The 20,687-nt window shown below is 67.2% G+C and carries 22 protein-coding genes; 19 read left to right on the top strand and 3 right to left on the bottom strand.

Translation table 11 applies throughout. The features are described 5' to 3' along the window. Positions 1–17: 17 nt before the first annotated feature. From BJ988_RS11175 to BJ988_RS11135, 9 genes are all read left to right on the top strand, one after another. Positions 18–851, top strand: a complete 834-nt coding sequence (locus BJ988_RS11175; protein ID WP_179658055.1) for a nitrilase-related carbon-nitrogen hydrolase — start codon at positions 18–20, stop codon at positions 849–851. Then, positions 848–1,528: a DUF2848 family protein gene (locus tag BJ988_RS11170; protein WP_179658054.1), complete on the top strand. Its 681-nt coding sequence runs from the start codon at positions 848–850 to the stop codon at positions 1,526–1,528. The genes BJ988_RS11175 and BJ988_RS11170 overlap by 4 nt, the downstream gene beginning before the upstream one ends. Then, positions 1,528–3,003 carry a 4-hydroxyphenylacetate 3-hydroxylase family protein gene (locus tag BJ988_RS11165; protein WP_179658053.1) on the top strand — a complete coding sequence of 492 codons (1,476 nt, stop codon included), beginning with the start codon at positions 1,528–1,530 and terminating at the stop codon, positions 3,001–3,003. The genes BJ988_RS11170 and BJ988_RS11165 overlap by 1 nt, the downstream gene beginning before the upstream one ends. Further along, on the top strand, positions 3,000–3,356 hold the full coding sequence (locus tag BJ988_RS11160) for a cupin domain-containing protein (RefSeq protein ID WP_179658052.1): 357 nt from the start codon (positions 3,000–3,002) through the stop codon (positions 3,354–3,356). The genes BJ988_RS11165 and BJ988_RS11160 overlap by 4 nt, the downstream gene beginning before the upstream one ends. Before the next feature lie 13 nt (positions 3,357–3,369). Then, complete coding sequence (locus BJ988_RS11155; RefSeq protein ID WP_179658051.1) at positions 3,370–3,882, top strand: flavin reductase family protein; 513 nt, start codon at positions 3,370–3,372, stop codon at positions 3,880–3,882. Positions 3,883–3,972: 90 nt separating this feature from the next. Beyond that, a complete protein-coding gene (locus tag BJ988_RS11150; RefSeq protein ID WP_179658050.1) occupies positions 3,973–5,310 on the top strand; it encodes an MFS transporter in 1,338 nt (445 codons plus the stop codon). Between the two features lie 80 nt (positions 5,311–5,390). Further along, entirely contained in the window at positions 5,391–6,383 is a 993-nt protein-coding gene (locus BJ988_RS31320) for an AraC-like ligand-binding domain-containing protein (protein WP_179658049.1), read from the top strand. Positions 6,384–6,587: 204 nt separating this feature from the next. After that, the gene (locus tag BJ988_RS11140) at positions 6,588–7,031 is read left to right on the top strand and encodes a nuclear transport factor 2 family protein (RefSeq protein ID WP_179658048.1); all 444 of its coding nucleotides are present in this window, start codon (positions 6,588–6,590) and stop codon (positions 7,029–7,031) included. Between the two features lie 11 nt (positions 7,032–7,042). Then, entirely contained in the window at positions 7,043–7,804 is a 762-nt protein-coding gene (locus BJ988_RS11135) for an alpha/beta fold hydrolase (protein WP_179658047.1), read from the top strand. A gap of 195 nt (positions 7,805–7,999) precedes the next feature. Here the strand turns inward: BJ988_RS11135 and BJ988_RS11130 are convergent, their stop codons facing one another. Beyond that, positions 8,000–9,553, bottom strand: coding sequence for a PucR family transcriptional regulator (locus tag BJ988_RS11130; protein ID WP_179658046.1), 1,554 nt, complete (start codon positions 9,551–9,553; stop codon positions 8,000–8,002). Between the two features lie 116 nt (positions 9,554–9,669). On the opposite strand from BJ988_RS11130, the gene BJ988_RS11125 reads away from it, so the two are divergent. From BJ988_RS11125 to BJ988_RS11095, 7 genes are all read left to right on the top strand, one after another. Continuing rightward, on the top strand, positions 9,670–10,302 hold the full coding sequence (locus tag BJ988_RS11125) for a DUF1989 domain-containing protein (RefSeq protein WP_218860764.1): 633 nt from the start codon (positions 9,670–9,672) through the stop codon (positions 10,300–10,302). Next, the gene (locus BJ988_RS11120) at positions 10,299–11,642 is read left to right on the top strand and encodes an amidase family protein (RefSeq protein WP_179658045.1); all 1,344 of its coding nucleotides are present in this window, start codon (positions 10,299–10,301) and stop codon (positions 11,640–11,642) included. Before BJ988_RS11125 ends, BJ988_RS11120 begins: the two co-directional genes overlap by 4 nt. A gap of 10 nt (positions 11,643–11,652) precedes the next feature. Next, complete coding sequence (locus BJ988_RS11115; protein WP_179658044.1) at positions 11,653–12,786, top strand: oxidoreductase; 1,134 nt, start codon at positions 11,653–11,655, stop codon at positions 12,784–12,786. After that, positions 12,777–13,652: a polysaccharide deacetylase family protein gene (locus tag BJ988_RS11110; protein WP_179658043.1), complete on the top strand. Its 876-nt coding sequence runs from the start codon at positions 12,777–12,779 to the stop codon at positions 13,650–13,652. The genes BJ988_RS11115 and BJ988_RS11110 overlap by 10 nt, the downstream gene beginning before the upstream one ends. Before the next feature lie 194 nt (positions 13,653–13,846). Next, a complete protein-coding gene (locus tag BJ988_RS11105) occupies positions 13,847–15,304 on the top strand; it encodes a purine-cytosine permease family protein (RefSeq protein ID WP_179658042.1) in 1,458 nt (485 codons plus the stop codon). A gap of 74 nt (positions 15,305–15,378) precedes the next feature. Continuing rightward, entirely contained in the window at positions 15,379–15,819 is a 441-nt protein-coding gene (locus BJ988_RS11100) for a MerR family transcriptional regulator (protein WP_179658041.1), read from the top strand. Then, positions 15,791–16,216 carry a VOC family protein gene (locus BJ988_RS11095; RefSeq protein ID WP_218860762.1) on the top strand — a complete coding sequence of 142 codons (426 nt, stop codon included), beginning with the start codon at positions 15,791–15,793 and terminating at the stop codon, positions 16,214–16,216. Before BJ988_RS11100 ends, BJ988_RS11095 begins: the two co-directional genes overlap by 29 nt. A 283-nt stretch (positions 16,217–16,499) precedes the next feature. On the opposite strand, the gene BJ988_RS11090 is transcribed toward BJ988_RS11095, so the two are convergent. Further along, positions 16,500–17,618 (bottom strand): glycosyltransferase, encoded by a 1,119-nt coding sequence (locus tag BJ988_RS11090; protein ID WP_179658039.1) that lies wholly within the window; start codon positions 17,616–17,618, stop codon positions 16,500–16,502. Between the two features lie 182 nt (positions 17,619–17,800). Here BJ988_RS11090 and BJ988_RS11085 point away from each other — a divergent pair, with 182 nt between their 5' ends. The 3 genes from BJ988_RS11085 (at position 17,801) to BJ988_RS30140 (ending at position 19,633) form a co-directional block, all read left to right on the top strand. Continuing rightward, the gene (locus tag BJ988_RS11085) at positions 17,801–18,265 is read left to right on the top strand and encodes a sigma-70 family RNA polymerase sigma factor family protein (protein WP_179658038.1); all 465 of its coding nucleotides are present in this window, start codon (positions 17,801–17,803) and stop codon (positions 18,263–18,265) included. A 133-nt stretch (positions 18,266–18,398) separates the two neighbouring features. Continuing rightward, on the top strand, positions 18,399–19,196 hold the full coding sequence (locus BJ988_RS30145; protein WP_218860760.1) for an FAD-dependent oxidoreductase: 798 nt from the start codon (positions 18,399–18,401) through the stop codon (positions 19,194–19,196). After that, complete coding sequence (locus tag BJ988_RS30140) at positions 19,160–19,633, top strand: NAD(P)/FAD-dependent oxidoreductase (protein WP_218860758.1); 474 nt, start codon at positions 19,160–19,162, stop codon at positions 19,631–19,633. Before BJ988_RS30145 ends, BJ988_RS30140 begins: the two co-directional genes overlap by 37 nt. 304 nt (positions 19,634–19,937) lie before the next feature. Here the strand turns inward: BJ988_RS30140 and BJ988_RS11075 are convergent, their stop codons facing one another. Beyond that, a complete protein-coding gene (locus BJ988_RS11075) occupies positions 19,938–20,561 on the bottom strand; it encodes a hypothetical protein (protein ID WP_179658037.1) in 624 nt (207 codons plus the stop codon). Positions 20,562–20,687 lie beyond the last annotated feature (126 nt).

Raw genomic sequence — 20,687 nt, 5'->3', positions numbered from 1 at the left:
CACATGATCGTTGGGGCATGCAGATATCGCTCCTCCAGCTCGCCAGCCCGGATCATGAATCGGTCGAGGACCGACTTGCCCGCGTCGACCGTACGGTGCACGCCGAGCGCGCGTTGCGCGACGTCGATCTGCTGGTCCTGCCGGAGATGTGGACGGCCGGCTACTTCTCCTTCGAGCAGTACGCCGAGCGCGCCGAGCCCTTCGAGGGCCGGACGCTCGCGGCAGCTCGCAGCTGGGCAACCGCGCTGCAGCTGTTCGTGCACCTCGGCAGCTTCGTCGAAGTCGACTCCGAGGGCCGGTTGCACAACACCTCCGTAGTCGTCGCCCCTGACGGCGCTGTCGTCGCCCAATACCGCAAGATCCACCTGTTCGGCTACGGCTCTCGCGAGACCGAGCTGCTGACGCCGGGGGAGGGTCTTGGCGTCGGCCCGGTGGGAGGTCCTGCCACCGGTATCACGACGTGCTACGACCTGCGTTTCCCCGAGCTGTTCCGGAGCCTGGTCGACGAAGGCGCCGAGCAGGTGGTGGTCTGCGCCGCCTGGCCCGCCGCCCGCCTGGAGCACTGGCGTCTGTTCACATCCGTACGTGCAGTCGAGCAGCAGGTCAACCTGATCGCCTGCAACGCCGTCGGCGAGCAGCAGGGGGTCGCTCTGGGCGGCCACAGTCGGGTCATCGCTCCGACCGGGGAGGTGCTTGTCGAGGCAGGTGCCGACGAAGGCTTCACGTACGCCGACGTCGACCCGGCCTACCCGAGCAGGTTCCGCGCTGAGTTTCCCGCCCTCGCCGACCGACGCTGGCCGGGCCTGCCTGTGCCAACCCAGTACACCAACCCGATGAAGGAGTACGCATGAGCACCACCGCGACGCGCCTGCGGCTCGGCACCACCGACGGTGCCGACGTCGAGATCGCACCGAGTCACCTCGTCGTGGCCGGATACACCGGCCGCGACCAGGAGGCGGTTCGCCACCACATCGACGAGCTCGCCGCGATCGGTGTGCCGGAGCCGGACACGATTCCTGCCTTCTACCCGCTCGACGTTGACCGGCTGACCACCGCCAGTGACATCGAGGTCAGCGGAGACGAGACGTCCGGAGAGGTCGAGCCGGTGCTCATCCGGGCCAACGGCACCTACTACCTGACCGTCGGCTCGGACCACACCGATCGCGAGATGGAGACCGTCGGTATCCAGCTCTCGAAGGCGGCTTGCCCCAAGCCGATCGCCTCCACCCTCGTCGAGCTCGGTGACCCGCCGGCGCTCGTCGACTGGGACGCCGTCGTCGTCCGCAGCTGGGTCGACGGCGACCTCTACCAGGAGGGCACCCTCGCCTCGATGCTCCCGATCACCCAGGTCCTGGCCGAGTGGGACCAGATCGGCGGCAGCTCCGACGTCGCCCTCGTCCTCTTCGGCGGCACCCGGCCGCTCATCGACGGCACCTTCCGCTACGGCCGCGACTGGCGCATGCAGCTCCAAGTCCCCGGCCACGACCCCATCGAACTCACCTACTCCGTCTCTGTCAGGAGCAACTGATGCGCACCAGCACCGACTACCTCGCCTCCCTCGATGACGACCGCCGCGTCATCGTCGACGGCAAGCCTGTCGAGCACGTCGCGAGCGACCCGGCCTTCGCGCCGATCGCCAGCACCATCGGCGACCTGCTCGACCTCGCGGCCGACCCCGCCAACGGGATGCAGGTCCACGACGAGGCGACCGACCGCGCGGTCAACCGCCTCTTCCTCGCGCCTCGAAACGCAGATGACCTGCAGTCCTGGCGCGATGCGGCCCAGATCTGGGCCGACCACACCCACGGCTGGGTGGGACGCTCACCCGACCACGTCGGTGCCTTCGTCGCCGCGTTCTCGTCCCACCCCGAGGCGTTCGCGACCGAGCGCGGCTTGGCCGACAACGTGCTCGCCTTCCACCGCCGAATCGTCGAGAACGACCTGCACGTGTCGTACGCGATCATCCCGCCGCAGGTCTCGCGCGCCACGACCGCCCACGCCTGGGAGGGCGACTTCATCCAGGTCGGCGTCAAGGAGGAGCGCGAGGACGGCATCGTGGTCAGCGGCGCCCAGATGCTCGCCACCGGGGGAGCGGTCGCCGACGAGATCCTGGTGTCGTGCATCAAGCCGCTCAAGGCCGAGGACGCCGACTTCGCGGTCAGCTTCACGGTCCCCGTCGGCGCCGAGGGCCTCACCCTTTACTGTCGCCGCCCCTACGCGCCCGGCGTGACCAGCGAGTACGACTACCCGCTCAGCTCCCGTTTCGACGAGACCGACGCGTTGCTCGTCTTCCACGACGTGTTCATCCCGTGGGAGAACGTGTTCGTCTACAAGGATGTCGCCGGCCTCCGCAAGCAGTTCTTCGAGACCGCGGCCCACGTCCTCGGCAACTTCCAGGCTCAGATCCGGTTCGCCACCAAGCTGAAGTTCCTCGCCGGCATCGCCCGCAAGGTCGCCGCGGTCAACGACGTCGACAAGTTCCCCGGTGTGATCGAGAAGCTCGGCGAGCTGGCCAGCCTGGTATCGATCGTCGAGTCTGGCGTCAACTCTGCGCAATTCACCGCGACGACCGATGCGCAGGGTTTTCTCCGTCCCGGCGCCCAGGCGCTCTACGGCGCCATGGGCCTCCAGGCTGAGATCCACCCGCGCGTCATCGGCATCCTGCGCGACCTCGTCGGTGGCGGTGTCCTGCAGGTCCCCTCGAGCGTGCACGAACTGGTCGAGGTGGCCACTCGCGACGACATGGAGCGCTATGTCAGCAGTCCCGGTATCTCCTCGATCGACCGGGTGAAGCTGTTCAAGCTGGCCTGGGACGCGATCGGCAGCGAGTTCGCCGGCCGCCACCAGCAGTACGAGCTCTTCTACTCCGGAGCCCCGTTCGTCGTGAAGGGCTACGCGTTCCGCAACTTCGACTACGACGGGCCGCTCGCGTCCGTCGAGGAGTTCCTGGCGTCGTACGGCGTCACCGAGCTCGCCGCCATCACCGAGGAGGTCACCGCATGAGCAAGCCCGAGATCGAGTTCACCCCGATCACCGACATCGACTACACCCTGTGCCCGGGCGACAACCCGCTGATCAAGGAGCGGATCCTCGCGACCGACCCCGTCGGAGGTGTGGCTACCCGCATCCTGCGCTACGAGCCCGGCGCCGACTCCACCGAGCTGGGTGTGCAGAAGCACGAGTTCTGGGAGGAGGTCTACATCATCGAGGGCTCGTTCCACGACCTCTCGCTGGGCCGGACCTTCGTGGCGGGCGAGTTCGCCTGCCGCCCGCCGGGCATGCCGCACGGGCCGTGGCGCACCGACGAGGGCGTGACCACCTACGAGGTCCGCTATCACGCTCAGGCCGAGGACTGAGGGGGTGGGGACGATGACCGCATCCCTGGTCGACTCGATGGCGATGCGCCAGACCATGGGTCGCTTCGCCACCGGCGTCGCCGTCATCACGACCGAGCACGACGGCGTCCCGCACGGGATGACCGTGAACTCGCTGACCTCGGTCTCGCTCGACCCACCGCTGCTCCTGGTCTGCTTCAATCACGGGGCCCGCAGCGCGGAGGCGGTCACGGCTGCCGGGCGGTTCGCGGTCAACATCCTCTCGTCGCGCCAGCAGGCGATCGCGCTGCGCTTCGCCCAGCGCGGCGAGGACCACTTCGCCGGCCTCGGCCTGGAGTACGACGGTCACCGCGTGCCCGTCGTTCCCGGCGCGCTGGCACACGTCGACTGCGACGTGGAGCGAGTGGTCGACGCCGGCGATCACACCGTCGTCTTCGGCGCGGTCGTCGACGTCTGCTCTCGCGAGGGCGAGGCGCTCGGATTCCACGGCGGACGCTTCGCCGAGGTCACCCCGCACGGGCACGAGCCCGAGCACTGGTTCTTCTAGGCCTTCCGGCCTTGAACCAGAAATGCCCCGGCGGCTGCGGCAACAGCCCCCGAGGCGAGGTCACCGGACACGCACCTTCAGGAGAGACCCATGTCCAGAACAACCCTCGACCAACCTAGCAAGCAGTCTCAGCGAACCTCACACACCAGCCTCCCGGTCGTCGCCGGCTCGAGCCTCGCCGGCACCGCCGTCGAGTGGTACGACTTCTTCCTCTACGGGACAGCCTCGGCGCTGGTCTTCAACACCCTGTTCTTCCCCGCGTCCGACCCGCTCGTCGGCACGATCCTCGCCTTCGCGACTTACGCCGTGGGCTTCCTGGCGCGTCCGATCGGCGCCGTCGTCCTCGGCCACTTCGGCGACCGGCACGGACGCCGCGCCACGCTGATCGCGAGCCTCCTGCTGATGGGCGGATCCACCTTCCTGATCGCCTTCCTGCCGAGCTACGCGACGATCGGGATCGGCGCTCCGACCCTGCTTGTGGTCCTACGCTTGGTGCAGGGCTTCGCGCTGGGCGGCGAGTGGGGTGGCGCCGTCCTTCTCGTCTCCGAGCACGGCGACGAGAAGCGGAGGGCGTTCTACGCCTCCTGGCCCAACATCGGCCCGCCGCTCGGCAACCTCGCAGCGGCAGGTGTGCTGCTCGCCCTCAACAGCGCGCTCTCCGAGGCGGACTTCCTGTCCTGGGGCTGGCGGATCGCTTTCGGCCTCTCGGCACTGCTCGTCCTCATCGGTCTCTGGCTGCGTCTCTACGTCGCTGAGACACCGCTCTTCGAGCAGGCACAGAAGCGGGCCCATGCCCAGCCCAAGGGACTGCCTGTGGGCGTGGTCGTCCGCAAGCACTGGCGGATGGTGCTGCTGGCAGCCGCGACCCGCTTCGGTGAGAACGCCGGCTTCTACATCTACTCGCTGTTCGTGATCACGTATGTCACCAAGATGCTCCACCTCGACCAGTCGACGGCTCTGACGGCCGTGCTGATCGGCCAGGGTGTCGCAGTCGTGGCGATCCCCTCCATCGCGGTGCTGGCGGACCGGATCGGCCGGCGCCCGATCTACCTGACTGCGTCGATCGCGACGATCGTGTGGTCCTTCGTCTTCTTCGGCCTGCTGGACACTAAGAACACGGCACTGATCGTGCTGGCCGTCACCGGGGGTCTGCTGATCTTCGCCGCCTTCAGCGCGGTGATCGGCGCCTTCTTCTCCGAGCTGTTCCCGACCGAAGTGCGCTACTCAGGCGTCTCGTTGGCCTACAACTTGGCCTCTGTCCTCGCCGGCTCGCTCGCTCCGATCATCGCGATCGCGCTCTACCAGAAGTTCGGCACCGGCTACGCGATCGCGGCCTATCTCGCCGCCATGGGTGCGGTCTCCCTCGTCGCCTCCCTGATCGCGAAGGAGACCCGGGAGACGGACCTGGCCACGATCGGGCAGGACTGAGCGATCTTGGTGGCGCGCTCAGGCGCTCAACATCGCCAAGTCGCTCAGGGGATCTATTCTGAGTGTGAGAGGGGTGCGAGGTGTCCATCGATGAGATCGCCGAAGTCGTGCGTGACCACGGCACTCCTCTCCTCCAGGCCGCTGACGATATCGACGCGGTCGTCGGTGCCTGCGCAACGGCACTACGTCCGCATATGTTGCGCGTACGTGGTCGAGGCGCTGATCTCGCCGCGCGGCTGGATCATCTGCCGAGTGCTGTTGGGCTGAGCCGGCTGCGCTATGGCGCTGACGTCACGATCTCGGGGGTCGCCCCGGAGCAGGACGAGTTCATCGTCGTGCTGCCGGTGGCGGGGCGGGCGCGTTTCGACTACGGGCGGACGACTGCTGCTCTCGGGCCTGGGGCCATGTCGGTTGTCAGTCCCTACCGGCCGTTCACGCTGGAGATCGGCCGTGATTTCGATCAGGTCCTCGTACGCCTAGAGCGCCGACAAGTCGAGAGCGCGGCGGCGGCGCTGATCGGGGCGGCAAAGGCCACTCCTGTGCATTTCGAGCTCACGACCGCGCAGGTCAGCCCCGGGCTCGTGGGGCTGATCGACGCTGCCGCCCGACTTGCGGCCGATCCGCACGTCGTTCGGCGCACGCGACTGGCCGTCCAGGTCGAGACTCTGATCGTCGATGCCCTTCTGCTGGGGTATCCGAGCAACCTCAGCGGGAAACTTGCGGGCGCTGCGAAGAGCCCATCCGCGGAACGGGTCTCCCGTGCTATGGATTACATGCTCGCGAACCTCGCCGACCAGCCCTTGCTGTCGGATGTTGCCCGGCACTGCGGGGTCACGCTACGAAGCCTGCAGCTAGGGTTCCGCCGCGAGGTCGGGATGTCGCCTGGTGAGTGGCTTCGCAACCAGCGTCTCGAGCGCGCCCACGCTCAGCTGTCCCTGGCCAGCGAGGCTGAGACCACCGTGACTGCAGTGGCTGTTGCGTGCGGATTTCTGCACCTCGGCGACTTCGCAGCGAGGTTCAAGCAGAGGTTCGGCGAGTCGCCGTCGGCCGTGCTGCGAGGCTCCCGCCTGTAGCCCGGCTCGCCTGCAAAGGCGGATGTTCGCGTTCGTGCTGATGAGTGTTCGCATCGGCGATTGGCAGGCGCTCCTCGGGGAACGAGACTCGATTGAACCGCACGAGCGGTCGGCCGGTCTGGGTTCCAGAACCGTCGCCACGGATGGACCTGCGTCGAGGCGCATTGCCCTTCCATCACCAAGCCACGAGCAAGGAGATTCACCATGCCTCTCTCAGTCGAGGACAAGCTCGAGATCGTCGAGCTCTCCAACGCACATATGCGCTCACTCGACAACCACGACGTCGACGCCTGGGTGAGGGCCTGGCTTCCGGACGGGAGGTTCATCGCCACCTACGGCACGTTCGCCGGGCATGACGCGATCCGCGAGTTCATCAATGGTCATATCGCAGCGGGCAAGGAGGACGGTGCCCGCCACCTGATGACGAACTACATCGTTGACGGCGATGGCGACACAGCCAGCATCACCTGCGCGGTCACCAAGGTCCAGGTCGAGAAGCCCCCGTTCATCATCGCCTCGGGTATCTACACCGACAGCGTCGTGCGCACCGCTGGGGGCTGGAAGTTCGAGTCGCGCCAGCTGGACATCGACAACGGCGTCTTTGCCCGTGCCGAAGCCGAGGCGGCTGCCGCCGGCTCGCAGCGTTGAGGGGTCCGTTCATGACCGAACTTGCCGCGGAACGCTGGGGAGACTCGGGCCCACGGGTCGTCATGGTGCACGGCAGCCTGGGGTCTGCAGCAGCCGCCTTCGGAGAGCAGCAGGTGCTCGCCGACCGGTTCCGGATCCTCGCCCCGTACCGCAGGGGCTATAGCCCGAGTCCGAGCACGGAGCGGATCGACCCAGACCGGGACGCGACCGAGATCGTTGAGCTGCTTGGCGACGGGGCACACCTGGTGGGGACGTCCATGGGCGGGGTCGTCGCCATGCGGGCCGCTGCGTTAGCTCCTGAGAAGGTCTGGTCGCTCACGGTGATCGAGCCGCCGGCGATGCCGAACGGTGCTGGCCGGCCAGCAGCCGACCTGCTCATTTCGGCGCTGCGGGAATACTGGGCAGAAGCCGATGCGTCGGACCTCGAGTCGTTCGCGGCGGGATTCCTAGAGGTGCTGAGCGTCGACATGCAACTGCCCTCGCCTCTCCCTCCGCCGCTCGCCGAGGCTGTCGGTAATCTCACCACCGAAAGGCCCTGGGAAACGGGCGTCCGTGTGGAGAAGCTTGCGCAGACCTCCTTTCCCAAGCTGGTCGTGACCGGCGGCGGTACAGCCGGTTTCGAGGATGTGGCCGATGCGTTGGCCGAGGCATTGGGGGCCAAGCGGGTTCTGTTCGACGGCAGCCCTCATGCCGTGCAACGGATCGGCAAGCGGTTCAACGACGAACTTCTTGCCCATCTGAATGCTGCTGGAGCTGCCGTCGGCCGGACCTGACTGTCGTTCGGGGTGCCGCCACCGGTGCCGACGACACTCGTCAGCTCCTCGGTGGACGCCGGAACCGTGGCTCCGGCGGATTGGAGCGGATCCCGGCTCGGTGCAGAGGCTAGGGCCGATCCTGATCCGGCCGTGGCAACGGTCATCGCGAGTGCGGCCGCTGCGAGCCGTCGGTGATCGGTCTTTTGACCGAGGTCAGGTGAGCGCGTCTGCCTGCAGGGCGAGGAAGAGATCGACTCTGCCGTCGGTGGTTCGGACATCCCGGCGGGTGAGCTCCGCGAGCCTGGCCAGCCGGTTGCGGAGAGTGTTGACGTGGATGTGCAGCCGCTCAGCCGTGGCCCCATAGTGACCGTCGAGCTCCAGAAAGGTACGGAGCGTGGATTCGAGGTCGCCGTTTCGATCTTGCGTCCGGAGCTCGCCCAGCACGCCGTGCGAGAATCGCGCGAGCGTCTCGCGGTCGAGCATTGCGATCAGCAGCCGGTGACTGTCGACGTCGCCGAACTCCTGCACCACGGGCCCTTCCGTCTGAGCCTGCATGGCGCGGCAGGTCTCGCGTGCCTGCATGAGGACGGTGCCGAGACCGGCAGAATTCGGGCTCACCCCGCCGATCGCGACCAGGACCCGGCTGGTGCCGTGGGATCGAAAGATCCTGCGCTGCAGCTCCTCGCTGGCCGTGCGGAGGGACGTCCGTTCGGCTCTCGGCCACGAGACGAACGCGATCGTCTCTCGCGAGCCACCGACCACCAGAGCCGCAAGCCCCTGGTCGAGGAGGAGGTCGGCGACCGTCTCGGCATCGTGAGATATCTGCCCCGGACCGGCGGACGGTCCCGCGATGGCGAGGGCTGCGATCGGACTGGCGGGGTCGACGCCGAAGGCACGGAGCCGCTCGGCGACGTCGGCCTCACGGCTTGAGCCCGCCTGAACCATGTCGAGGACTTCGGCCGCAAAGCGTTGCTCGATCGCATGCACGGCCTGCTGCTTGGCAGCCTCGAGGCTGAGGTACGTGGCGGCTTGCTCGAGGGCCGCGACCTCGTTGGGACGCAGTTCTCGATAGGGCCGGAGGCAGAAGAGCCCGGCCTCGACGTCAGCGACGGCTGTGACGAGGAAGATCGACGCCGTCGTCCCGTCGAGCTCTGCCTGGAGTGGAGGCGGGTGTCGTGTCAAGGCGCGCGTCGCGTCTCTCAACTGGGTGGGGAAGAGGTCGGCATTCGCGCTCGCGAGCTGGCGACCGGTCCGATCGACCACGACCAGCGGAAGGTCGTGTTCTCGGCGCACGATCTGGAGGATTCCGGCCGCACCCGCCCCACGCGAGATCGCCGAGGCCAGTGCGCCGCTACGTCGCACTGTCCCCGAGAGATCGCTCAGTCGAGACTCCGCGAGCAAGGTTGCTGCCGCACGGGTGACCGCGGTGAAGGGCACCTCGATGGAAATCTGCGCGAGTGGCATCCCGACCCGCCGGCAGGCCTCGATCAGCTCGGCCGGCGTAATGGGCGTCTCCTTGCGCAGTCCGAAGACGATGCCGGCGGCGTCAGCACGATGTACCGCATCGACGAAGGACGCGGGATCGGCTTCATCGAGCCAGACACCGTTGGTGAGGACCAGCTCTCCTGGACGGACGTACGGTGCCGGGTTGGCCAGCTCGGTGTTGTGAAGCCAGAGCAACTCCCGATCCGCGCCCTCACCCTCGCCTGGAACGAGCAGCGTGAGTTCGAGCTCTGCCTGCTGCAACAGGCGGTGTAGCGACAACATAGGTGTGATTATCCACCGTCGTGGCGGTGATGTCTGTTGACATCTCCAGTGACCGGACGTGCTGGTGCTGGTTGTCTAGCGACTTGACCCGAACGTCAAATGGGAAGGGACACGCCTTGACCGCTACCACCCTCGTCGCACGCACGGGCCGGGCCATTCGGCTCGGTGCCGGTGACTCGATCGCCATCGTCAACCTGTTCGGCCAGCAGGTAGTCGACACCTGGGCGATCAGTGCCGTCGACCCGACGACCGTGCTCTCGATGGCCCACACGCGGATGGCGAACGGCCGGGTCTTCGTCCAGGAGGGCGACGCCTTGGTCGGGTCCGATCGGGAGCCGATGCTGACCCTCGAGACCGACACCTCAAGTGGTCGCCACGACACGCTGATCCCCGCGTGCGACCCGGCTCGCTACCGGCAGCTCGGAGCCGTCGGCCACCACGACAGCTGCACCGACAACTTCCGTGACGCGCTGCACGAGCTGGCCATCCCGGCACCTGGCCAGGTTCCGCAGCCGCTCAACCTGTTCATGAACGTACCCGTCGGCCCTGACGGGACCTTGGGCATCGAGCCGCCGACGAGCCGACCTCGCGATCGTGTCACCCTGCGCGCCGTCCGGCCCCTTGTTCTGGTTGTCTCGGCCTGCCCGCAGGACCTGGCGCCGACCAACGGAGCTCATCGCGAGCCCCGGGACATCGAGCTGCGTCTGCGGCCCTGCTTCGATCACGCGGGCGGGCGATCGGTGTCATGATCGCCGAGCTGATCTCGCGGTTCGGTCGTGTGGAAGACACGCCCACCGGCGTACTCGAGGACGTGCTTCGGCGCATCCAGGAGGTGGACCATGTGTTCATCAGCGTGGCGCCTGCCGAGGCACGCGAGCGTGCGGCAGCATCCACCGAGCGTTGGCGAGAAGGACGGCCGGCCGGGTGTCTCGACGGCCTCCCGGTGGCGGTCAAGGACTGCATCGATGTGGCCGGCATGCCGACGACGAACGGATCCGTCGTGGACGCGTCGCCTGCCCTAGCCACGCGCGATGCGGAAATCGTTCAGATCCTGCGCGCGAGCGGCGCCGTAATGGTCGGCAAGACGAACCTCAGCGAGCTCGCATTCTCGGGGATCGGCACCAACCCGCACTTCGGGTCACCACTCAACCCGCTGTCGGGCAGCGAGCCGCTGATCACGGGCGGCTCTTCATCAGGGTCGGCGGCCGCAGTCTCGTCGGGGCAGGTGCTCCTTGCCATCGGCACCGACACCTCTGGGTCGGTCCGTGTGCCGGCGGCGTTCTGCGGAGTCGTCGGCTACAAAGCGTCCGAGGAGCGCTTCCCCCGAAATGGCGTACGGACGTTGTCGCCCACCCTGGACAGTTTCGGGCTCCTAGCCCCGAACGCAACCGACCTCGCGTTCGCGGTCGCCACGTTTGACTCCTGCACTGCCCCGCCCTACGCCCAGGCGACGGGCCCCGTGCGACTGGTGGTGCCCGACGAAGAGGTGGTTGCGGACGCTGATCCCGAGGTATCGGCCTGGTTTCAGGACGCGGTCGAGGAGCTCGAGACGCACGATGGACTCCGGATCGAGCGCCGGCCTCTTCCCGTGCTCGCCGAGGCCCAGGAGCTCATGGACAACCACGGCACGCTGGTCGCGGCTGAGGCGTACGCAGGCTACGGGCAGCTCCTCCAAGGTGCGTCGGAGGCTCTGCTCGACCCGGCTGTCGCGCGTCGCATCCGTAGTGCGTCGGCCGTCGGTTCCACGGTCGGGCCTGTGCGTGCGCGCATGAGTGCCCTACGAGAGCGGGTAGCGGTCGAGCTTGCCGGCGGTCTGTTGCTGTGCCCCACCGTTCGTCATGCGCCACCGAGCCTGTCTGTGGTGACCGCCTCGGCGGACGCCTTCGACTGGTGGAACGCGCGCATCCTCCGCACGACCATGCTGCTCAGCTACCTCGGCATGCCTGGCGTGAGCGTGCCCCGGGGGGACGGCCGCCGGCGGGGCCTCGGCCTCCTTGTCTCCGCGCCTTCTGGCCATGACCACTCAGTCATCCGGGCTGCCCAGCTCCTCGACGACATGCCCAAGAAACCTCACCAAGAGAACAGATAGGAACCGTCCAATGACCGAATCTCCTGACCGACACCCAGCCCTCGAGCCCGTCTCGCTGGGCTCGTTGGACCTTGCCAACCGGCTCATGGTCGCCCCGATGACGCGCATCTCGGCGACGCCGGCGGGGGTGCCCACCGAGCTGATGGCCGACTATTACGCGGAGTTCGCCTCCGGCGGCTTCGGCCTGGTCATCACGGAGGGCATCTACCCCGATGCCGCCTACAGTCAGGGTTACCTCGACCAGCCGGGCCTGGTCACCCAGGAGCACATCGACGGCTGGCGTGTCGTCACCGACCGCGTGCACGCCGATGGCGCCCGCATCGTTGCCCAGCTCATGCACGCCGGTGCCCTCTCCCAGGGCAACCCCTATCGCTCGGAGACGCTGGCTCCTTCGGCCGTGGAGCCGCTGGGCACCATGATGGAGGCGTACGGCGGGAGCGGTCCGTGGCCGGTGCCGCGCGAGGCCACCAGCGACGACATCGCCGATGTGGTCGACGGCTTCGCCGCCGCCGCCCGCAACGCCGCCGCGGCTGGTTTCGACGGCATCGAGGTGCACGCGGCCAACGGCTACCTGCTCGACCAGTTCGTCACGGAGTACACCAACCAGCGCACCGACGAGTACGGCGCCTCGACCGCCAACCGCATCCGGCTGACGGCCGAGGTGGTCGAGCGGATCGTCGCGGAGACCCCCGAGGGCTTCATCGTCGGCGTCCGGGTATCGCAGACCAAGGTCAACGACGTGGTCTACCGCTGGTCGGGCGGTGCCGAGGATGTCGTCGTCATCTCCGAGTCGCTCGCCAAGGCCGGTGCGCACTACATCCACGTGGCGAGCGAGGGGCGTTCCTGGTTCGAGACCGCGCAGCTCGCCGACGGCTCGACCGTGACCGGTCTGGCCCGCGAGGTCTCCGGCCTCCCGGTGATCGCCAACGGTGGTATGCACGACCGCGACCAGGCAGCACGTGTCCTGGCCGAGGGTCACGCCGACTTCCTGGCCATCGGCCACGTCGCGCTCGCCAACCCGGACCTGCCGAACCGGCTGGCCGCCGGTGACGAGCTGGCCGAGTTCGACCCGGCGATGCTGCGCCCGAGTGTCACAATCGAGTCCAGCCTCCGGTGGCGACAGGCGGGACGAGCATGGCAGTAGACAGTGGTGCGTGGCGCGGGACGGCGTCCGCGGTGGCGACGTTGACCTTCGACGTCGACGCCGAGACGCCGATCCTGGCGGCGGGTGGCCGCTACTCGCGGCATCTGACCACGATGTCCCACCAGGCGTACGGGCCGGATGTGGGGGTGCCGCGGATCCTCGACATGCTCGACGAGCTCGAGGTGCCGGCGACCTTCTTCATGCCCGGTTGGGTGGCTGAGAAGCGCCCTCACCTGGCGGCGAGCATCGTCGAGCGGGGCCATGAGGTGGCGCATCACTCCTACAGCCACCGGACCGCGACGGACATGACGGAACAGGACCAGCGCGACGACTTCGAACGAGCGCTTGCCGTCTTCGCGAGCCAGGGCATCGAGGTGAGCGGATATCGCGCTGCCATGTGGCAGACGACCGCCACCACGATGGAGCTGCTGGCCGAGCACGGTCTGTCCTACGACTCCTCGATGATGGCGGACGACCGGCCCTACCTGCTCAAGCTCGGTGACACCGATGTCGTGGAGCTTCCGGTCCACTGGTCGCTCGATGACTGGGAGCAGTACGCCTTCCTGCCCGAGCCCTTCGTGGGCGGCATCATCGAGGCGCCATCGAAGGTCTTCGACCTGTGGCGCGACGAGCTCGACGGGATGAGCGAGTACGGCTGTCTGTTCAACCTGTGCCTGCACCCGTTCCTCACCGCCCGTCCGGGCCGACTGGCCGTCGTGCGACGTCTGGTCGAGTGGGCCCGCGAGCGGGGCGACATCTCCTTCGAGAGGTGTCGTGACGTCGCGTCTCGCGTCGCGGAGGTCGGTGGCGTACGTGAGGTCTATCCGGCCCACACCGAGATCGACCCGGACACCTATCCGGACTGACGTTCCAGCTGCACCAAGCAGGCCGTCCAAGGCGCCTGGCGGGATTCCCGCCGGGCGCCTTTCTGCTGTGCTGGCGGACGGATCCACGACGGATGAGAATGTACATCGAGACCGCGCAGATCCTGTGTGAATGTCCACTGACTGCCAGGCAGGGCCGGTGGTTCAGTGGCGGTCATCACACCAGGAGGAACATCATGACCCTATCGCCATCGGCCCCGCCCAGCGACAGCGAGGCGGTGCCATTCGATGCCCACGGTATCGGACCCATCCCAGCCGAGTCGCGCGACTCGACTCCGGTCGAGCAGTTCTGGATCTGGTTCGGCGCCAACCTGGCGCCGGTCAACTGGGTTCTCGGAGCGCTCGGCATCGTGCTCGGCCTCAGCCTGATCGAGACCATCCTCGTCGTGGCGCTGGGCAACCTCGTCGGCTGTGCGCTCTTCGGGCTGTTCAACGTCATCGGCCACCGCACCGCCGTGAACCAGATGGTGCTCGGCCGGGCCGCCTTCGGGCGACGCGGAAGCGTCGTACCCGGCCTCATCCAGGGGCTCCTCACCATGGGGTGGGTGGGCGTCAACACCTGGGTCGTCCTCGACCTCGCGCTCGGTGTGCTCGCCGAGCTGGGCATCGAGGGCGGCGCGGTCCTGAAGTACGTCGTCGCGGCGATCATCATGCTGACCCAGCTCGGTCTCGCGCTGTACGGCTTCTACGCCATCCGTACCTTCGAGAAGTACACCGTGCCCGCCACCGCTGTCGTGATGGTCATCATGACCGTTGTCGCCCTCTCGCAGGTGAGCATCGACTGGACCACCGGCCAGGCGACGACCACGGCTGACAAGGTCACCGCGATCACTCAGCTCGTCACCGCGATCGGCGTCGGCTGGGGCATCTCGTGGATTCCCTACTCGGCTGACTACAGCCGATTCGTACGCAAGGACGCGACCGACAAGTCGGTCTTCTGGGCCGCGGCCGCCGGAATGTACGTCCCCACCGTCTGGCTGGCTGTGCTCGGCGCCTGCCTGGCGAGCGCCGGCAACGGCGGCGACCCCGCCGAGCTGGTGATCGCGACCTTCGGCGTGCTGGCCATCCCCGTCCTCCTGCTGATCATGCACGGACCGGTCGCGACCAACATCCTCAACCTCTACTCCTGCTCGCTCGCCGCGCTCTCGGTCGGCGTTCGCGCTGCTCGTTGGAAGGTCACCCTCGTCGCCGGTGTCGTCGCCTCCGCGGTGCTCGTCGTCTTCGTCAGCGCTGACAGCTTCGCCCACGCCTTCGACCACTGGATGCTGTCGATCCTGGTCTGGATCAGCCCATGGGCCGCCATCGTGCTCGTGGACTTCTTTGTGATCCGTAGGGGGCGGCTCAACGTGGTCGACCTCTACCGTGACGGTGCGGACTCGCCATACGGATCCGTCAACAAGGCCGGCATGGTCAGCCTCGCGCTCGGTATCGTCGCCGGCTGGGCCTGGCAGTACGGCATGGTTCCGGTTATGCAAGGGCCGCTCGCCCGGTTGATGAACGACACCGACCTTTCGTGGTTGTCCGGCGGGCTTGTCGCCGGTGTCCTCTACCTGGTCCTGGCGCGCAGCTCGGCGGCTGCCGAGACGCTGGGTGAGTTCCCGCCGCCGCCAGGTAAGACAGAGGCACTCAGGTGAAAAGTACGTGGGGCAGTGGCCGGATGAACTCCGGTCACTGCTTGCCGGGCATGGTTCGGTCTGGAGGAGACGCTGTGAAGATCGGTGAGCTTGCTAGATACAGCGGTGTGAGTCAACGTTCGCTGCGCTATTACGAGGCGAAGGGGCTGCTGGCGCCGCAGCGGACCAGCTCGGGACATCGCGTCTTCACGCCCTTGGACGTCCGTCGCGTCCGCGTGATCCGCCGGCTCTTCGCTGCGGGCTTCTGCAGCGCGGTCATCGGTGACCTGCTGCCCCGCATTCTCGAACCCGCCGAGGGCGACGCGTATGTCGTGCGGGATCGGTTCGCCGCGGCGCGTCGCCGTCTCCTGAGCGAGATCGCGGTTATCCAGAAGGAACTGATGACACTCGATCGTCTTGAAGGCCAATTTGGACTTGAACATGACATGCATGTCAAGGACGACGATGGCCTGTATGAACGAGTCGAAAGCCCCCAGACAACTGAGATTGATCATCGAAGCCGCCGACTTCGATGAAGCGGTGCATTTCTATCGCGACGTCCTCGGCATGCCCGAACAGCCGGCGTTCGCTACGGGCGGTGACGACCGAGTGTCGATCCTCCACGCCGGCCTGGCGACGATCGAGATAGCGACGTCCGAGCACATTCGTAGCATCGACCAGATCGAAGATGCCCCACACGACCCGTCGTCGAAACTACGTATCGCCTTGGAAGTCGATGACACCGAAGCCGCGGTTCGTGTGGCACAGGGCGCAGGCATGGAACTGATCTCCGGGCCGGTGAAGACGCCTTTCAGGAGCTTGAATGCCAGGATCCAGGGGCCCGCGAAATGGCAGGTCACCCTTTTCCAGGAGCTGGAATCACTCGAGCAGCGCACTCAGCACGAGGGATTTTCCACGGACAGCGAGCGATGAACGAGGCTCGCCGCTGTGCCCGCGATGCAGCGTTCGGAGCCGGGCGGCGGCACCTTCTGCCGTCCCCGGCTCTGTTCGTGCTGACCACCTGAGTGTGACTGTTTCCACGCCTCGATGGATCTGCTGGAGGAAGATCGAGGTCTGCTTCGCGTCGATGGTCTTTTGCGAGCCGCCAGTCTTCTGCGCCCGCTCCGGCGCCCAAGACGCCTGCCGTAGATAACGCGCGGTGACACCTGGGCCCCGACCTGACGGCCAGGGCCCGTTGTGGGGCTGTGTGCCGGTGCTAGCTGTCGATCAGCACCTGTGCGGCCGTCGCGGCGCCGTTGCCGCGTGCCTCGGCGGCCAGCTTGCCCGCGCGTGTCCGCGTCTCAGTGCTGAGAGCGGTGTCCAGGCACGCACCTAGGGACTCTATGGTCGGGGTCGGGCCCTGGTGTGCGGCGCCGATGCCGAGATCGTCCACCCGGCCGGCCCAGTAGGTCTGGTCACCGCCCTGGGGCACCACGACCTGCGGGACGCCGGCGCGGAACGCCGTGTTCGTCGTGCCGGCGCCACCGTGATGGATGACGGCGGCCATCCTGCTGAAGAGCCGTTGGTGGTTGACCTCGCTGACGACGAAGCAGTCGTCTCGGCCGTCGACGACGTCGAGCCCGGCCCAGCCCCGGCCGATGACCACGCGGCGGCCGTAGGCGCGGATCGCCTCGACGGCGACCCGGGCGCCCTCCTCGTCGACGGTGCGCATGCTCCCGAAACCGACGTACACCGGCTCCTCGCCGGCGTCGAGGAAGGCCAGCAGATCCGTCGCCAGCGGACGGCTGTCCTCGAGCGTCCAGGCACCGGTCTGTACGACGTCGAGGCCGGTGGATCCGCCCCACGGCCCCAGGACGGGGTCGGCGGCGAGGAGCGGGTGAGCGGTGAACATGAACTCACGGACATCGTTGACTGGCGGCAACCCGATCGACTCCCGGTGGTGGTCGAGCGGCTTCTTGAACAGGTCGTTGAAGCCCTGCCCGTCCAGGCCGTCGACAACGTCCGGGCAGAAAAGTGCGTAGTGGTAAGGGATGCCGAGCGCCTCGGCGACCGAGGGAGCGACGAACTGTGACATCGCCGTGCCCACGATCAGATCAGCGCCCGCAGCGGCCTCGGCCACCGTGTCGTACTGCGCGGTGATGAAGTCCGCCACTCGCTGCTTGCGTTCCTCTGGTGTAGGCGGGCGTTCCCATGACCGCCAGGGCTTGAGGAATGGCACATGCGAAACGTCTGCCCGGGCGAGCAGCTCGACGAACTCCTGGTCGGGTGGTGCGCACATCTGGACCTCGGCGCCGCTACGCCGAAGTTGTATGGCAAGAGCAACCATCGGCTCGACGTCGCCCCGCGACCCGTACGTAGACAACAACACTCGCATTCATTGCTCCAGTTTCTGTAGTCCGTCGCGCCATTTCTCGGCGTCTGCACATCATGACGAAGTGGGCTGGCTCGATGTGAGGTCCGGTCAAGTGTCGACAGGGCAGATCCGGTTGCCGATGTGACCTTTGAAGCACTTCTCTCGTCTTGATGGTGAATCGTCCATCGATAGGAGTGTGAAGTATGCGGGTGCACGCTTACGGCGCAGTGAGCTCGGCGATCAAGGCGATCGAGCGAGAGATGCCAGGCCTGTTCAACATCGTCGACGACGAGCCGGCCGGCCGCCAGGAGCGTGAGAAGGTGTCGGCGCGGTTCTTCGACGCTCTCCAATGCGGAGACGCCGCCGGGCTCCAGGGTGTGCTTGCGCCAGACGCTCAGTTCCTCGGTGACGGAAGAAAGCCACCAAGGGTAGGGATCTCTGGCGCAGGGGGCGAACGTATCGCGGCGCTGTTCGCGGTGTTGTTCCCGCGTCTCGACCGCCTGGGCTTCGCCCTCGAGCGGCGGGCCGTGCGCGGCCATCCTGGTGCGATTCTTCGTGACTTGGACGGCAGGATCGTGTTGGCCCTCGCACTGGAAGTGTTTGGCGGCCAGGTTCAGACCATCAGGTCTGTCAGTGCCGCCGAAGAGCTTGGCACCAACCAGATGTGACGTGGTCGGTTGATGGTCGTGCGGTCACCTCACAAATGGTGCCGCTGACTCGTCACACAAGCGGCTCGACGAATGCCGCTTCAGCGACGTGTCGATCGCGTGCGAGTTCAATCGCTACTTTCAAGGAGGAATCGTGTCAGATGTCGTTGTCGTAGGTGGGGGCTTCGCGGCCGTTTGGAGCGCGGCCGCAGCCGTACGTGCGCGCCTGGAAGCAGGTCGCAGTGCCGACGAGATCGTTGTCACTCTGGTCGCGCCATCATCGGACATGGTCATCCGGCCGCGTCTGTACGAGGAGGATCCGGGGTCCATGACGGTGCCGCTCGATGACGTACTCGGGCCGATCGGGGTTCGACGGGTGAGAGGCGCCGTGACGAGCGTCGACCCGGCCGCCGGTCGTGTGTCGGTGACGGGGGAGGACGCGCCCGGTGCGCTCGCGTACGACCGGCTTGTGCTGGCAACCGGCAGCCGGCTGGTGGCCCCGCCTCCGGTGCCTGGTGTCGAGTACTTCCATGACGTCGACACGATGCCTTCGGCCCGCGCGCTCGAATGGCACCTCGACCAACGCGTCAGATCGCTCGGGACCGGTCGGTTCACCGCTGTCGTGGTGGGCTCGGGATTCGTTGGCTTGGAGGTCGCGACCGAACTGGTAGAGCGGCTTGGGCGGCGCGCCGATGCTGTCGACGCCCGAAGCAAGGTTCGCGTCGTGTTGGTCGAACGAGCGGACGTGGTAGGGCCGGAGCTCGGCGGTGGGCCCCGGCCCGCCGTGCTCGATGCGCTCAGGGAAGCCGGCGTCGAACTCGTGCTCGGCACGACCGTTGCGGCGATCGACGACCGAACGGTCGCTCTGGACGATGGCACGCACCTCGACGCCGAGACGGTGGTGTGGGTGGGGGCATGCGGGCTCATGGGCCGCTCGACGGGCTCTCGGTAGATCGCGACCTGCTCGGGCGTCTCGTCGTGACTCCGCAGATGTTCGTGGCTGGGCTCCCTGGCGTGCTGGCAGCGGGCGATGTGGCCTCGGTGGGCGTGGAGCCGGGGCGGGTGTCGCCGCAGAGCTGTCAGTATGCGCACCAGCACGGCAAGCATGCCGGACACAACGCGGTCGCCGATCTGCTCGGTCGACCGCTGCTCGACTTCCACGGAGTCCCCTATGTCACGTGTGTCGATCTCGGTGCGGCCGGAGCCGTCTACACCGAGGGTTTCGAGCGCGAGGTGCGCGCAGTGGGGGAGGTGGCGAAGAAGGTCAAGCGAATGGTGAACACCGAGCTGATCTACCCGCCGACCAAGGATGCCGATGCGATTCTCGCGGCGGCAGATCACCTGAGCGAGTCCAGGCCTGAGCAGCCAGTATCCGGCTCCGAGAACTGAACGGCGAGCGTTGGGCGGTCTACACCGTGCTCACTGACAGTGACACGTTCGATGCGACTGAAGCTGTCGGTGGCGCCGAGGTCCGTGGGTCGGCGTGTTGCAGCATCTGCCGAAGCTCTGCCCAGGCCCAAGGTCACCGCAGATCAGCTGGCTGCTCGAGCCCACGCAGCCAGGCGATCGCAAGGAGTCGCGTTCATGCTTGCCGGCATCAAGGTCTTCCCGATGACCCATCACGTCGAGGCCGTCGCGCTGCTGGAGAAAACGGGACTCTGACCTGGCGATCCCGGTTGACCGAGAAGATCCGTCACGTCTCATCGATGTCGGACTGTGCGTGGTGCCGCCGACGCCAGTACGCCACGGTGACGATGCCCAGCAGGGGCCCCCAGAGAACCAGCGGGGCGTAGGCGAGGTAGAAGATGAAGGCACTCCATCCTCCTGCGTTGCCGGGGAAGTCATGGGGGAGCGGGTCGCCTCCGAGCTTGATGCCGGCGATCTGAATGACCACTCCGATGACGGTCCACAACATGGTCAGTACGGTGGCGCCGAGGGCGGCTGGGATGACCGCGGCCAGCGTCGGCACTGTGCGTCCACCCAGAACCGGGACCCATCGAGGGAACACCTCCCCCCACGCGGCGATCAGCCCCACGGCGGTGAACGCCAGCAGTTCGGCGACGATCGACAGAAGGATCACGTAGGCCCATCCTGGCAACCAGTCCGGGACCTGCCCCATGCCCGCTTTTTCACCGTCGCCGAAGACGACGTTCGCGATGCGCCAGAAGCCGGAGGGGAGTACGACGAACGGGATGCTGTAGGCGGCGATCCGCGCCCAACGGGGCACTCCGTCCACCGGAGCGTGTGCGATTGTCCAGGCGGCGCGGAGCCGCCCGATCCCGGCGGTCGCCTCGATGAGGTCTGCACTATTGGTCATGGGACAAGCCTGCGTTCGCGGGGCGACGGCGGTCACGGGCCGTTCGGCACGGTGTCGCTCGCTCCGAGGGGCATCGGGGTGCCGTTCGGCACGGGTGAAGAGGCCACGCGCTGCGTAGAGTCGCTG

The organism is Nocardioides panzhihuensis (genome assembly GCF_013408335.1).
GTDB lineage: Bacteria > Actinomycetota > Actinomycetes > Propionibacteriales > Nocardioidaceae > Nocardioides > Nocardioides panzhihuensis.
The sequence above is the reverse complement of the archived record's forward strand: the minus strand, read 5'-3'. Positions and strand labels throughout refer to the sequence as shown.